Raw genomic sequence first — 14,767 nt, 5'->3', positions numbered from 1 at the left:
GACCACCACCCCTGCTGCCTCAGGAAGACTGCCCGTCGTCCCTTTGCCCCGGTCAACACGCCACCACCACCGATGGTTGTACCGGATGGCTTGTGCCCCCCGTTTACATGAAAATCTCTCTCCTGACTCTTTTGGCAACGGCCTGCTCGGTCGTCGCTGCCACACCCTCTGAAAGACCCAACGTCGTGGTCATGCTGGTCGATGACATGGGCTGGTCGGACATTGGCTGCTATGGCGGTGAACTGAAGACGCCCAATCTGGACGCTCTGGCCAAGGACGGGGTGCGTTTCACCCAGTTCTACAATGCCGCACGCTGTTGCCCCACGCGTGCCTCCCTCCTCACCGGGCTGTATCCGCACCAGGCAGGCGTGGGGCATATGACAGATGAACGACGCGATGACAAGGGCAACGCCCTCCCAGGGTATTCTGGTCGGCTCAATGACACCTCCGTCACCATTGCTGAGGTGCTGGGCCAGGCGGGCTACTTCACCGCCATGATGGGCAAATGGCATGTGGGCCAGAACTTTGGCGTGGTGCCGGACAAGCGCGGATTCCAGCGCACGCTGACAGCCGCCGCGGGTGGCTTCTACTTCCCCCAGGCGAAGAACGCGCGCCTTTTCTACAATGGCGAGGAGGTTGCCAAAGAGGGTGGGCCTGTGCCCAAAGAATGGTACTCCAGTGACCTGTGGGCAGACTTCGGCCTGAAGTTCGTGGATGAGGCTCTCGCTGCGAAGAAGCCGTTCTTCCTCTATAGCGCCTTCAATGCGCCGCACTTCCCGTTGCAGGCTCCGGAGGAGGACATCGCCCGCTGGCGTGGCAAGTTCAAGTCAGGCTGGGACAAACTCCGCGAGGAGCGCTATCGCCGCCAGATTGCCGCTGGGCTCATTGATGAGAAGTGGCCGCTCTCTCCCCGCCCCGCAGAGGTGCCTGCGTGGGACAGCCTCACGCCGGAGCAGCAGGACCGATATGATCACCTCATGGCCATCTATGCCGCCGTCATCGAGCGCATGGACCGGGCTGTCGGGCAACTCGTGGACGGGCTGAAACAGCGCGGCCAGCTGGACAACACGCTCATCCTTTTCCTGAGCGACAACGGGGGCAATGCGGAAGCGGGCGTTCAGGGGCGCTCCAGCGGGAAGAATCTGGGCAGTGTGGACTCTGACGTCTTCATTGGCCAGTGCTGGGCCACGCTCAACAACACCCCGTTTGTGCGCTACAAGCACTACACGGACGAGGGGGGCATCTCCACACCGCTGATCGCCCACTGGCCGAATGGTATTCCCGCGGCACGCCGTGGTGTCTTGGAAAAGCAACCCGGCCATTTGATCGACATTCTCGCGACGGCGGTGGATGCCTCCGGCGCGGAATACCCGAAGGAGTTCAACGGCAAAGCCATCACGCCCAAAGCGGGCACCAGTCTGCTTCCCGCGCTGAAAGGCGAATCCCTGGCCCGCAGCCAGCCGATCTTCTGGGAGCATGAAGGCAATCGTGCGGTGCGTGACGGCGACCTCAAGCTCGTCGCTCTGGAGAATCAGCCCTGGCGTCTCTACGATCTGGCAGCAGATCGCAGTGAGCAGAACGACCTTGCGGCCGCACGCCCTGAAGTGGTGAAGGCTCTTGCGGACAAGTGGCAAACCTGGGCGGCAAACTCGAATGTGCTTCCGCTGGGAGGGTGGCGGGCTGGCCCCCGTAAGAAGGGGCCCAACCGTTTTGCCCTGAAGAGCGGTGACCACCTCGATGGTGAGAAAGCTCCCGGTGTGGGGGGCAGGGGATTCACCCTCACCGCGAAGTTCGAGGCAGCAGATGGCGACAGTGAGGGCGTCCTCGTCGCTCATGGCGGCACGGCCCACGGGTATTCGCTCTCCTTCCAGCAGGGCAAGTTGACTTTTGCGGTGCGCCGTGATGGCAAGATCACCCAGGTGGCCCTGCCGGAAGCCGTCAAAGGACCGCAGACCGCCGTCGCCACCCTCGGCGAAGATGGCGCAATTTCACTCTCTGTCGGTGGGAGTGCGGTGACTGCGAAAGCGGAGGGCGTCATCAAGGCCAATCCCAAAGACGGGCTCGATGTCGGCAACGACCTTGGTGCCCCCGTCGGCCCCTATGCGAAGGCGGCTCCCTTCAATGGCAAGATCGACTCCGTGGAGATCGTGCTCTCCAAGAACTAGCCGCCAGTGATGACGGTCGATTAGACCGTCTGCCTGCCTGCTGGCGCTCTTTACCGGGCGCCCGCGGTGCAGCAGCTTTCCTCCCCCTACATTTGTTGGGGGCAGAACAGATGCCAGAGGTTCGTAGGAGAGAGACCGTCCCATTCTCCTCCTGTGTTCGTGAAATACCTCCTGCTACCCGCCCTGCTCATCCTGTGGGGTGCTGCTCCCGCCATCTCCGCTGCTCCTGTCGACCCGGACCCGATCACCATCTCAAGCCTGGCTGAGCTCTCTCAAAAGGCGGCTGAAAGCGGCCAGAAGGTGAAAATGACGCCCGGGGTGTACCGCCTGGCGGACTTCATCCCGCTGGCGACCATCCGGGAGCGGGCCAAGCGGAAGGAGTGGCAGTTCATCACCTTCAGCGGGAGCAACAACACCTTCGACCTCACGGGCGTGACCATCAAGCTGGACACCGCTCTGCGAGCAGCCCTCCGTTCACCCATCCACACGGATGAGTTCCTCATCAACGGCAGCAATGTCACTCTGAAGGGGCTGACGATCACCAGTGTGGGTGATGGCAAGGCGAATGGCGGGGCGGTTCTCGGGGTGGTGGGACAAGGCACCACCCTGCGTGATTGCACCGTTCACGTGCAGGGATCGGCACCGTATGGCTATGGCGACCTGTTCGGCAAAGGGGGGCTCAAGCACAGCGGGGTGCACATCACCGGCAGCCAGACCACCCTCATCGGGTGCAGGATCTACTCGCGCTCCTTCGGCCACGGCTTCTACCTGCAGGAGGATTGCAACGACATCCGCTTCGAGAACTGCCACGTGGAGGGAGTGATGCGCTCCACCGACGAGATTCTGAGGGAGACGGACGGCCTCGCGGTGAAGCGCAAGTTTCAGACCGTGATGAAAACCCATGCCGGAGACTGCCAGATCCTTCCAGGTTATATGAAAGCACTGGGAGAGGACGCCTTCCGCACCTATGGCCAGCACAAGAACCTGACGGTGAAGAACTGCACCGCCCGGAACATGCGCGGCGGGTTCGAGTTGCGCACCAAGACTGCGCCCAGGGTGGAGGGCTGCACTGCGCTGGGCTGCGAGCGCGGCTTCTGGGTTTCCAACGGAGCCGCGATCCTGCAGTGCCAAGGCGATGTTCAATACGGGCCGCTGCTCTTTGTAGAAGGCGATGACGCTACTGTGGAGGTGAAGCTGGTGCCCTCGGAGGAAAACAACTTCAAGGTGCACGAAACGGCTGCCATCTACGGACGCAGAAACAAGGTCACGATCACCGCCCAGGGCAAGCCGGCGCGTCTTCTGCCCATCCTGCTTGGCTTTGCACCGCCCGGCATGGGTACTGGTTTGTCTCCAGTGAGTGAGCGGGATGCCCGCGACATCACCCTGCGCAATGAGACGTCACTACCGGTGGTCATTGGATCCCGGGCGGCCAAGTGTGAGGTGACAACGCTCGGCCCGGTGAAGGAGAACAAGGGCAAGGAGGTCAAGATCACGAGCCTGGGGACGCCCTGAGCGGCTCCTGGACCGCGGAAGCCACAGGGCGACGGGGGATTCATCACCTGATAATCGCCCAAAAAAGATGCGGCTGAGCGCGTAGTCTCGAACCGCCTTGTTCATTGGGCGGTCCGGCAGTACGGTCCCGGCCCCCTTTTTCGCTTCCCCCAGCTCATGTTCTGTTTCCGATCCGCACTTGCTTTCACTTTACTGGCCTTTTCCTCGCTCCCTGCTGTGCGAGCCCAGACCTATTGGGATACCAACGGTGTGGCCTCTGGCTCGGGGAACCTCGGTGGGGTGTGGGGGACGGATGCCTTCTGGTCGAGCAACGCCAATGGCCTGACGGCGACGGGTGCGTATGTCGCTGGGAATCAGGTGGTATTCGCCGCCGGCACGGATGGAATCGGCACCTACACCGTCACCCTGTCCAGCAATCAGAGTGCTGCCGGGCTCAATTTTCAGGAGGGGCATGTCACCCTGGCCCCGGCCACGACGGTGGACTTCGCCTCCACCCAGGTGCTGACCCTCACGGGAGCGACGCCCGGTGTGAACGTGCAGAACATGGATTCGGTGATCTCCAGCAGGCTCACTTCGTCAGGATTGACCAAGACCGGGCTGGGCAAGCTCACGCTCAACTACGGCACCTCGGGCAGTGCCAGCTACTTTAACCTGGCGGGTGGTGCCATCACAGTGAACGCGGGTACGCTGGAGCTGGCCGGTACGGGGGCCAGCGCGAACCAGCTGAATGCCGCCAATGGCATTGTCGTGAACTCCGGCGGCACGTTCCTGTGGAGCAGCGGGGTCAACAACATCAGCGATGGTGCCAAGTTCACCATCAACACCGGAGGCACGTTGATCACGAAGGTCAACGACCAGATTGGCACCTTCGAGGGGAGCGGTCTTATCTCCGTGCAAAACGGATCCGTCAATCTCTCCATGGGGGCCAACGTGACCACCTTCTCCGGCCTCATCACCGGCAATGGCACCCTGCAGGTGAACAACTCCACCGGCAGCCTGACCCTGACCAACGCCAACACCTTCTCTGGCGGAATCACCTCCCAGACCACCATCACGAACTCCGGTAGCATCCGGCTGGGGCACAATCGGGCGGCGCAGAATGCCACACTCAGGCTCAACAACTACGACGCATCGAAGATCAACATCAGCTTCGCCACCGGCATCGGCACTTTTGTGACGGGTGGTCTGGAGGGCATCAGCAAGCTGCTGCTGCAGGACACAACCGGTGCCGCCATCACCTTGCAGGTGGGGAACAACGATGCCTCCACGGTGTACCGGGGCGCTCTCAGCGGGAGTGGCGGACTCACCAAGATCGGCAGCGGTACGCTGACCCTGACCGGAGAGTTTATCACCGTCACCGCCACGACGGGCGGAGTCCCGACCACGCTGACCTCTCCAGGCGCGGCTTCGCACACCTATACGGGTGACACCACCATCCTGTCCGGCCCGCACACCAACGGCGGCGTCAACTCCACCAGTGCCAGCACGTTGAAGCTGGACTTCAATGCTCTGGCAGACGTGTCCACCGTCAGCGGAAGCACCACCTACCTCACCACCGCGACGGCGGCGACCAGCAACATCATCAGCAGCTCCAGCCGCCTGGTGCTCGGTACCGGGCGCCTGTGGGTGGCGGGAAACAACGCCGGCGGCACGGCCAGCCAGACCTTCAACAACACCCGGCTCCTGACCGGTCGCAGCTATGTGACGGTGACCCAGGGGACGGTGGCCGGCCCCACAGTGGTGAATCTGGGCACTATCACCCGGGAGGTGGCGAGTATTCTGGAGTTCACCCTGCCCACGGGCACCCAGAGCCTGACCAACGGGATCACCACCACCACGGCCAACGGGGCCAGTGGCATCCTCGGTGGCTGGGCCATCGTGGGCAACGAGTGGGCGGTGAAGAATACCGCTGGAAATGACATCGGAAACATCGTTGCTGCCGGCGCAGGGGTGTACACCGCCTATGCAGGTGGCGATGTGGTGGGCACAGCCATCACCAATGTGTTGATCAATGACGCGTCCACCACCGTCTCCACCGGCACGGGAACCACGGATGTGAACACGGTCATGGTCAGAAACCTGGCCGCCGACAACAGCGTGGTGAACCGCACGATCGACATCGCGGCAGGGGAAACCCTCCGCCTGGGGGAATCTGGCAGCATCTGGAATCAGGGGGGCGGGACGCTGGCGATCGGGACTGCTGCGAATGTGGGGGTACTCACGGCTGGCGGTGCGGATAACACGGCAGGGGAGATCATTCTGCATCAGACGGGTGCGGGAGAGGTCACCCTGCGGTCATCCATCCGGGACAACGGCACCGGTGCGGTCACCTTCATCCGCACCGGCGCGGGCGGGCAGGTGATCATCTCCGGGGTGAACACCCACACGGGTGGTAGCGTCTTCACTCAGGGCCGCACCCGTGTGGATAGTGTGGGCGGCCTAGGATCCGGCCGGGTCACCGTTACCACAGGGGGGCAGCTCTGGATGAATGCCTCGGGCACGTACGCCCAGGCGTTTTCACTGTCGGGTACGGGCTATGGGGAGTCGGGCGTCCCCGGGGCGCTGCGCCTTGCAGGTGGGCAGGTGCTCAGCGGAGTCATCACCCTCACGGGTGACACCCGCATCGGAGCCGTGAATGCGAATACCGCCAGCACCCTGTCGGGCAAGATCACCGGAGACTATGCCCTGGACCTCTCCGGCGGCGCCGGTGGCACCAACATCATCGTGCTCAGCAACACGACGAATGATTTTACCGGGAACCTTTCGCTCAACACCAATCTCAACGGCACCACCGCCTTCAACTCGGCGCTGGTGACGGTGCGGCTGGGCGCATCAGAAGTCATCCCCAGCGGCTTTGGTAAAGGCAATGTAGTGCTTTCGGGCGGCTCCTCAGCGGTCACGCTGGATCTCAACGGGTTCAGTGAAACCATCAACAGCCTGATCTCCTATGGCACGCACTCCAACACCTTTGTGATCAACAACGCCACGGGCACCACCTCCACCCTCACCCTGGGGGACAACAACACGAGCACGCTTGTTGCCACAAACGCCGCCTACAGCACCTACTTCGGCGGGGCCTTGAAGGACGGTCTGGGCGTTCTGGGCCTGACCAAGGTGGGCGAGGGCACTCAGACCTTGAGCGGGGCCAACACCTACTCTGGCGTGACCCAGATCAACAAGGGCATCCTCCAGGCCGGGGCAGTCAACACGCTTTCCGCGAACTCCGATGTGGTGCTGCAGAATGATGCCACCGTGATCCTCGCGCTCACCAACGGCATTGCGGACTTCTCGCAGGTCATCAAGTCCCTCTCAGGAGGTGGCATGGTCAATCTGGGCACCATCGCCGCCGCAGACACGGTGGCGACGCCCGGCACGCGACTTACTACAGGCGGTACGGCGGACACCACCTACTCCGGCCAGATGGTCGGCGCGGGTGGTCTGGTGAAGCAGGGCACAGGGCGTTTCACCCTTACCGGGGCGAATACGTATGTCGGCACCACCACTGTCACGGCGGGGAATCTACAGGTGGGGGTGTCCGGTGCGGGACAGACGGGCACAGGCCAGGTCACGGTGAATGCAGGGGCCACTCTCTCCGGCACCGGCGTGGTTCAAGGAGCAACCACCGTCAATGGGTTGCTGAGCGCCGGAGACAATGGTGGCACCGGCATGGGCAAGCTCACCTTCAGCAATGTGACCTCCGGCAGCCTGGTGCTGGCGGGTGGCGGCTCGGCGTTGGATCCGCGCGCGCTCTTCACCCTCGGGGGTGCCACTGGGAATGAGACCAATCCCATGGATGGCATCCAGACCACCGGATGGCTCAATGGCGGTACCGGCAACCACGATCACCTGTCGGTGCAGGGCTCCCTGACCCTGACGAGTGGCAGCGTGATCAAGGTGGTGCTGGCGGATGTCTACACCCCGGCGTGGGGTGATGTCTTCAACCTCCTCGATTGGGCCACGGTGACCGGCAGCCTCAACGCAGGCACCTTCAATGTAGCCACAGACCTGAATCTCCAGGTGAGCGACACCATGACGGCCAATGGATGGTACTGGGAAACAAACCAGTTCCTCACGGATGGCATCATCTATGTGGCCCCCGAACCGGGACGGGTGATGCTGATTGTGATGGGCCTGGGACTCGGATTGCTGAGGCGGCGGCGGAGGTAGTCTCCCGCCGAACAGTCCTGCTGGAATCTCGTCAATGCGGAGGCTGTGGCTGTGTCTTCTTCAAGGAGCGAGGGGCCACATGCTCAACCGTGACGAAGACCAGCAAACGCCTCCGCAGGCTCACGGTCTCTGATTTGATGGTGCGTCCAGCGCCGTCAGTCTCTTCCACCCTCTGCTTGTCGGTCCTCGGTTCCATTTCGAGGACCACAGTCTGTCCGGGGAGCACCGCCGCGTTCAGCCTGGCTTTGCGCACATTGAAGATCGGCTCCTGCCAGCCGCTCTTCTTGTGGGGGAGAAACCCTTCGAACTCCATGACCTGGGAGGAAACATCGAGTGCGATCTCGCCGGTTTTCTTGAGCTTGGGCGTGACGCTGAGAGTGACGCCGGGCTTTTTGGTCGCCTGTCGCTCGGCTTCGTCTTTGTAGGAAAATTCGCGTACCACCTCGAACCGGGCCTGCTGGCGGTCTTTGGTGATCATTTGCGGCGCCGTGAGGAGATCCACTCCCTTCCGCTGATTGAGGTTCCGGATGAGTTTTTGGAACTCTGGATCGGTCAGAGTGGCAATGTGGCCGGGCACTTTCTGATCCGGCTTGTCCAGCGGGGCAGGCAGGGGAGTGCTACTGGATGATCTTGGATTGCGTTCGCTGACCTCCACAAACTTGGCGTGGATGAGGATCTGCGGTGCCTTCGGGTCCGGGGAGGCTGCTCGGGTGATGCCGAGGAAGGTCAGGAATGCCATGGTGAGGCAAAGGGCGGTCTTCATGAGAGGATGGGGCGTGGGTGGCGTGGCGATGGATTGAATGCGAGCACGCAAGGCAGTGCCCCGCTGGAAGATGCCCACAAAACCGAGGCTGAATCCCGCGGGGCTGAAGGCGGTTTCGACCTTTAACAGCGTGTGGCCATAGGCGACTCGTCCGGCCTGGCTTTCGCGGTCGAGCACCTGCGCATCGCAGGCGGCTTCGCGATCAAGGCGGAGTTTGAAGAAGGCGAGCCAGAGCACGGGATTGAACCAGTGCACAGCGAGCAGCAGGCAGAGCAACGCATGGACGGGGAGGTCACCTCGCTTGAGATGCGTCAGTTCGTGTTTAATGACAAAGCGCCTTTCCTGCGGCGCGAGCGTTTGCTCAAAATGAGCGGGCAGCAATAGGGTGGGGCGCAACAGACCGGTGACCGCAGGACTGTGAACCCCTGAGGACACCCAGACGCGCGGCACTCGCCGCAGGCCGATCGCTTGGGTCAGTCCGTCAATCTCGCTGAGCAAGGCGGAGCTGGCGGGAAGAAGGCCGCGCTGGCACTGGCGCAGCGTGTGCAGATAAGCACCCAGGCCCACGATGACCATGCCTGCTGCTCCACCCAGCCATATCCAGCACAGCAGGAGCGCCCATGAGGTCGGCACGGGAATCCCCGGGGCCTCAGCTTGGGTGGTGTGGGTGAGCAACACCCCGGTGGGTTGTATAACAGAGGAAACGGTGAGCGGAGACTCCGGAGCCAGATTGATGATGGAGCTGACGGCCCACGGACTCTCCGGGCAAACCGGGACAAGCAGGACCACCAGCACCGGCAGCCACAATGCATAGCGCCAGCGCGGAGAGACACGATGCCCGACTGCCGCCTGGATGACGAGCACCACCATCACGAGGACGGAGGCGCGGGCACTCGTCGCGAGAATCCAGTCAAAGAGGTGCAGGAGGGTGTCCATGGCAGGTCAGGATTTCAGGGATTGATCGAGGATCTTCTTCAGCTCACGTACTTCCTCAGCCGTGAGCTTGCTGTTCTGGGCGAAGTGGACGAGCAGCGGTTTTGCCGCCCCGCCAAAGACCCGTTGCATGAAGGACTCGCCCTCGGCCCGCACGCAGGCCTCGCGCTTCACCGCCGGCAGATAGGTGCGGGTGCCGGAGCTGTTTTCTGCCGTCTTGAGCGCGCCTTTTTCCACAAGGCGGGTGAGCAGTGTGCGCACAGTATTCTCCGCCCACTTCGTGGTGGGGCGGAGGAGTTTCGTGAGCTCGGAGGCCGTCTGCGGTGAGGCGTCCCACAGCGCCTCCATGACGGTCCATTCGGATTCAGAAATATCAGGCGCGGGTGTCATGCGCACAGTTTCACTACATTTGTCGTGATGTGGCAACTACAAATGTAGTGGGAGATGGCAAAAGACTGCAAGACTCAAGACGCAAGACATGAAGTCAGGGGTGCAGCGGGAATGTAGCGCAGATTGTTAATCTGCTGTGCCGCCGATTGGCAATCGGCATGGTTGCCGGAGGGGTTGAGTCGGTTCGTGCGACTCGCGAGCTTGGCAGAGTAAAGGAGGCGGGGGTTCCCAGCCCCGCTCAGTCGAGCGTTCCTTCAGGAAGTCAGGCCGATGGTACCTGCTTCTCACGTGCAAACCCCCAGCACCTGGCCCCGCGTGCGGGGCTGTGGAGTGCGTGCGTGAAGCGCCGCTTTCGCCTGCGGGATGGATTTCCTGCCTATCCAGCATCTTCGCCGGCATGTTCCTTCAGCTTGCCTCAAGTTTCAGAGGCCCCAGAGCCTTTCCCTCTGTCCCGCCGACTCTCAACACCGGCCGTAGTTGTCGACGTGAGGAGGCACTAGCTGAAGCGTCTGTGGCTTGGACAACGCGCCAGACATCCGGCTGTTCAGCGCCGCGCTTTCGCCCTGCTCCAGCGTATGCGTTGGCTCCTTGGTCCGGATTCCTGCCACTGCGCCACAGACCGGAAAATTTGTACCTACCAAGGAACCTGGGGGCCTGACATGGAAGTGTTGATGGCAATGGGGGACGAAGCAGATGCAGTCGGCCTTCCCACCTGATCATCTCCTGCGACGTTACCCAAGGTTGACTCGCCTAGGGCTCGTCCAACCTTGGGCTGTGCTACAGATCCCATACTGGGATCAACTTCGATCTGAGGCGGGCTCTTCAAGGTGGTTCCTTGGAGTCCACCAAATGCGCGCGGTTGGTCGGTTCTCCCTAAGTCGACAACTTTGGCCGGTGTTGAGAGTCGACGGGGCGGGCTTCGGCGGATGGCGAAGGGTTCAAGCACCTCACAAGGCGTAGCCAAAGCGGCGGTTCCCGCGCGCACTCCAAAGATGCTTCGCATCCAGGTGGAGGGTGTATAGTCTTTCAGGGCGTCTCCATGGCCTCCCATGTCTGAAGCCTGGCGGTGACCAGACCTACCAGAGCTTCCAACACCTGGCGACGAAGTCGCTGTGGAGTGCGGCGTGAAGCGCCGCTTTCGCCAGGAGATGCGGTGCAGAGCAGGCGGCACGTGTCGCCCTGCCTCTCGTCGAAGGTTCATGAAAACTACGTAGTGTCGGCAACAAAAAGCCGGGTGTCGACGTCACAAGACTCGACACCCGGCTCTCTTGAATTTCACACGTCAGGGCGCCGCAGAGGCAGCGGCGGTTTTACCTTTATCCTTCGCGAATTGATCCGTGCCATACACCGCCATCTCATTGAAGGACCAGAAGCAGCCCTTGTCGGAACCCGTCTGGGTGATGCGCACAAAGCGGGTGACGGTATTGGGTGGGAACTGGACGGTGGTCATGGCGGCGCCTTTGCCGGAGACCACGGGCTCGGACCACTTTTCACCGTCGGCGCTCACCCGGACCTCATACCCGCGAGGGTAGTCGTCCTTGGAGGCCAGGGAGTCGAGGGTGATCCGAGTGAGCAGATAGTCCCGCTGCATGTCGAACTGGAACCACTGGCCGGGCTGCTGCGGGGTGCCGGTGGACCAACGGGATTTGGCGTCGCCGTCCCACGCGTGTTTGGTGTCCTTCTCCTTGAGGGAGGCGCTGAAGGCCCAGGCTTTCATGTTGTCGCGCGGCACGGTCAGATAGGGCCCCAGCTCAGCCAGGGTGTAGGGTTCCAGTCGGTCGGACTCGGCGCGGATGGCGGCCACCTCCGCAGGGGTGATGGTGGGCGCATTGTTGCCAAAGTTGTTGCGGATATAGGTAAGAACCTCCGCTACCCATTGGTCATCGTTGGCCTTCATCGGCACCATGGCACCAGGGTAGCTCTTGCCATCCACTTCGCCCATGAGACCATGCAGCAGGATGCGCACGAGCGCATCCGGACTGCCTGCCACGCGGGGTGAACCGGAGAGCGGCGGGGCGAGGTGGAGACCATCAGAGGTCACCACGCCCTTGCCGTCCGGGCCATGGCAGGCAAAGCAGATCTGGGCGTAGTGCTCGCTGCCCTTGCGCATGAGCGCCATGCCCACGGGATCGATCTTGACGGAGATTCCGCTGGGTCTGGCCGGATCGAACTGCAGGCTCTGTCGGGCGGAGGCGGTGATGATCTCGTTCCAGGGATGGGAGGTGGCGGCCGCCTGCATCGCGGTGTGTCCGCCTTTGGCGGGGACGTAGCGCAGAGAGTTGACAGCTTGAACCACTACGTCGGGGGCCGGGTCTTTGACCATCGCCTCCACCTTGGTCAGCAGTTCTTTGTCGGTCTTTTGCAGATAGGGTTCGCTGATGCGGATGGCGGCGGCGCGCACGCGTGCATCCTTGTCTTTGAACGCGTCCATGAGTAGCGCCAGGTCGGTGGCGCCCAGTCCGTCCAGAGTCCAGAGGGCGTGCATGCGGCCCAGAGGTTCCTGACCCTTGCGGACGAGTTCGGTGAGAGCCGGCACCACGCTCTTGTCCCCCTTGAGCACCAGAAGCTTCTGGGCGGTGTCCCGCCACCAGCCGTTGGGGTGGGAGAGATGCCGGACCAGTTCAGCCGGTTTTTCCTGCAGCATGCGGGGCTGCGCGCCGGGTTTGTAGTCCTTGTGCACCAGGCGGTAGATTCGGCCGTGGCCCACATACTTGTCATAGCCTTCGTTCACGATTGCGCTGTGCAGGTAGCCACCCTGAGGCACCCAGGCGCTCTCCTGAATGACGCCGTGATGCATGTCCACGATATACAGGCAGCCATCGGGCCCGGTGGCGGTCCACACCGGGCGGAAGGCCATGTCGGTGGAGGTGATGAATTCGTCGCCCGGGGTGGCATTGGTGAGCACGCGCTTGCCATCCACGTTGTTCACCTTGGCCCGACGGATGAGGCGGCCCACCGGCTCCGGCAGGATGTAGTCGCCCCGCATTTCCTGCGGCAGTTGATCGCCGCGGAAGATGGACTGCCCGCAGCAGGCGCTGAAGTGGTTCAGCGTCCCCTTGGTGTTGTGAATGCGGTTGAGGCCGCTCTGGGTGTCCACCGTCTGCACGCCGGGGAAAGTCTCGGCAAATCCAGGCTCGGTTTCGTCTGGCAACGTCAGGCTCCCGTAGGTGGGAAACTGCTGGAAGCCAAAGGCCGGGTTTTCCCCGCCCGCTGCGGAGCAGAAGAAGCGCCCTTCATCATCCATGGCCAAGCCCCACTGGGAGGTGCGGCCGAAGATCTGCACCGGCTCCATGGCACTGCCTTCGCGGGTGAGGCGGAAACGGCGGGAGAGATTGCCGCTGTACAGGTGGTTGTCGATGCCCCACTGCAGCGCGGTGTCCTGGTGCTCCAGGTTGTTCTTGGTCGGTTCCCCGCTGTAGAAGTCTTTCTTCTCATCTGCAACACCATCGCCGTTGGTGTCCTGATAAGTGGCGAACTTGCCGGTGTAGGTTTCGGCGATGATGACGCGCCCGTCCAGGGGGAGGACCATGCGCGGCAGCACCAGCTTGTCTGCGAAGATCGTGGATTTGTCGAGGATGCCGTCCCCGTTGGTATCGGTGAGGCGGGACACGCGTGAAACCGGTTCGTCCTGGCCGGTGGCCTTGAGATCGTGCATGTAACTGCGCATCTCCGCCACGTACATGTGCCCGTCTCCATCCCAGGTGCAGAGCACGGGATGCACGATGGTGGGCTCTGCGGTGACGAGTTCAAGGCGATAACCTTCCGGCACCTTGATCCGGTCCATGGCCTGCTGGGTGGTGAGATCCATCATAGGCACCTTGGGCACGCCACCGGGGAAGTTGCGGCTGGTGCGCTCCTCCGTGGGGAAGTCCTGAGGGATGGCTGTAGGGCACTTGCCGGTCACCAGCCATTCGATGGAACGCAGGAATGTCGTTTGAAAACCAACACAGGCCAGCGGGCCGGAGCTGTCTCCCACGTGGCCCATCACATTGGTCATCACCTTGCCCTTGCCATAGGGCACCCACCAGAGCACCGGCTCATGTTTGCCCGTCCCCTGGTACTTCGCATCGTCAAAGGCGCTGAGGAGAATGTTCACGTTCTCGGCCGGTCCGCGCTGGCCGTGGTAGAGCTCGTCCTTCACATGCTTCCACACACGGGGCATGCCGGCGGTGACGGGGTGTTGCGCATCGCGCACGGTGACCTGCCAGTCCCACTGTTTGCCATGGCCGGACGGGCGGCCTTTGCCCGCGGGCTCGCGCACCACGGTGCCGTCATCTTCCAGATAGAGCCCTGCACCATAGACGGTGTGACGCCAGAGGAGGCCCACCATTTTTTCGTATTCCTTCCAGCCGGTGAAGCTGTTGTTGGCGGCATGAACCAGCGCCACGGAGCCTCCGTCTGCGACATATTTCTCAAAAGCCGTCTGCACCCGCTGCGGCCACATGTCCCCGTTGTAGTCCAGGACGATGCACTGGTACTTTTGGAACTGGGGATCCCACTTGTCCCACTCCGCCGCTGGCGCGCCTTTGGCGGGTGTGTTGGACTCCTCGGCGATGAAACCCGGCAGCCCATTCAGGAGAGTCAGCAGGAACTCATTGCCGATTTTCCAGTCGTGATTGTTCTGTCCTCCAATGACGAGCACGGAGATGGCATCCTTCGATTTCGCTACGACTGGGGCCGGAGCGGGCGTGGAAGGTTGTGCGGCACGAGGCTGGGCGAGCGAAACGGACGTCAGCAGCAGCACAGCCAGCCGGAGGCCTTGGGTGAATGGCGGTAACTTGATCACGGAGATGAGGAGCGGTGGTTGAACTGAAGCGCGATGATCCCGAAAAGCCGG

General features: G+C 62.3%; 6 protein-coding genes. 3 read left to right on the top strand and 3 right to left on the bottom strand.

Annotated elements, in window-relative coordinates; genetic code table 11:
- The first annotated feature begins 107 nt into the window (after positions 1-107).
- From BV034_RS33660 to BV034_RS33650, 3 genes are all read left to right on the top strand, one after another.
- Positions 108-2,165 carry an arylsulfatase gene (locus BV034_RS33660; protein WP_050031320.1) on the top strand — a complete coding sequence of 686 codons (2,058 nt, stop codon included), beginning with the start codon at positions 108-110 and terminating at the stop codon, positions 2,163-2,165.
- Positions 2,166-2,324: 159 nt separating this feature from the next.
- Positions 2,325-3,677, top strand: coding sequence for a right-handed parallel beta-helix repeat-containing protein (locus BV034_RS33655; RefSeq protein ID WP_265593778.1), 1,353 nt, complete (start codon positions 2,325-2,327; stop codon positions 3,675-3,677).
- 156 nt (positions 3,678-3,833) lie between these two features.
- Positions 3,834-7,844, top strand: a complete 4,011-nt coding sequence (locus tag BV034_RS33650; RefSeq protein ID WP_050031317.1) for an autotransporter-associated beta strand repeat-containing protein — start codon at positions 3,834-3,836, stop codon at positions 7,842-7,844.
- A gap of 31 nt (positions 7,845-7,875) precedes the next feature.
- On the opposite strand, the gene BV034_RS33645 is transcribed toward BV034_RS33650, so the two are convergent.
- From BV034_RS33645 to BV034_RS33635, 3 genes are all read right to left on the bottom strand, one after another.
- Positions 7,876-9,543, bottom strand: coding sequence for a M56 family metallopeptidase (locus tag BV034_RS33645; RefSeq protein WP_050031316.1), 1,668 nt, complete (start codon positions 9,541-9,543; stop codon positions 7,876-7,878).
- A gap of 6 nt (positions 9,544-9,549) precedes the next feature.
- On the bottom strand, positions 9,550-9,930 hold the full coding sequence (locus tag BV034_RS33640) for a BlaI/MecI/CopY family transcriptional regulator (RefSeq protein WP_050031315.1): 381 nt from the start codon (positions 9,928-9,930) through the stop codon (positions 9,550-9,552).
- 1,282 nt (positions 9,931-11,212) lie between these two features.
- On the bottom strand, positions 11,213-14,716 hold the full coding sequence (locus tag BV034_RS33635; RefSeq protein ID WP_050031314.1) for a ThuA domain-containing protein: 3,504 nt from the start codon (positions 14,714-14,716) through the stop codon (positions 11,213-11,215).
- Positions 14,717-14,767 lie beyond the last annotated feature (51 nt).

It is taken from the genome of Verrucomicrobium sp. BvORR034 (assembly GCF_000739635.1).
In the GTDB taxonomy this organism is placed as follows: domain Bacteria; phylum Verrucomicrobiota; class Verrucomicrobiia; order Verrucomicrobiales; family Verrucomicrobiaceae; genus Verrucomicrobium.
The sequence above is the reverse complement of the archived record's forward strand: the minus strand, read 5'-3'. Positions and strand labels throughout refer to the sequence as shown.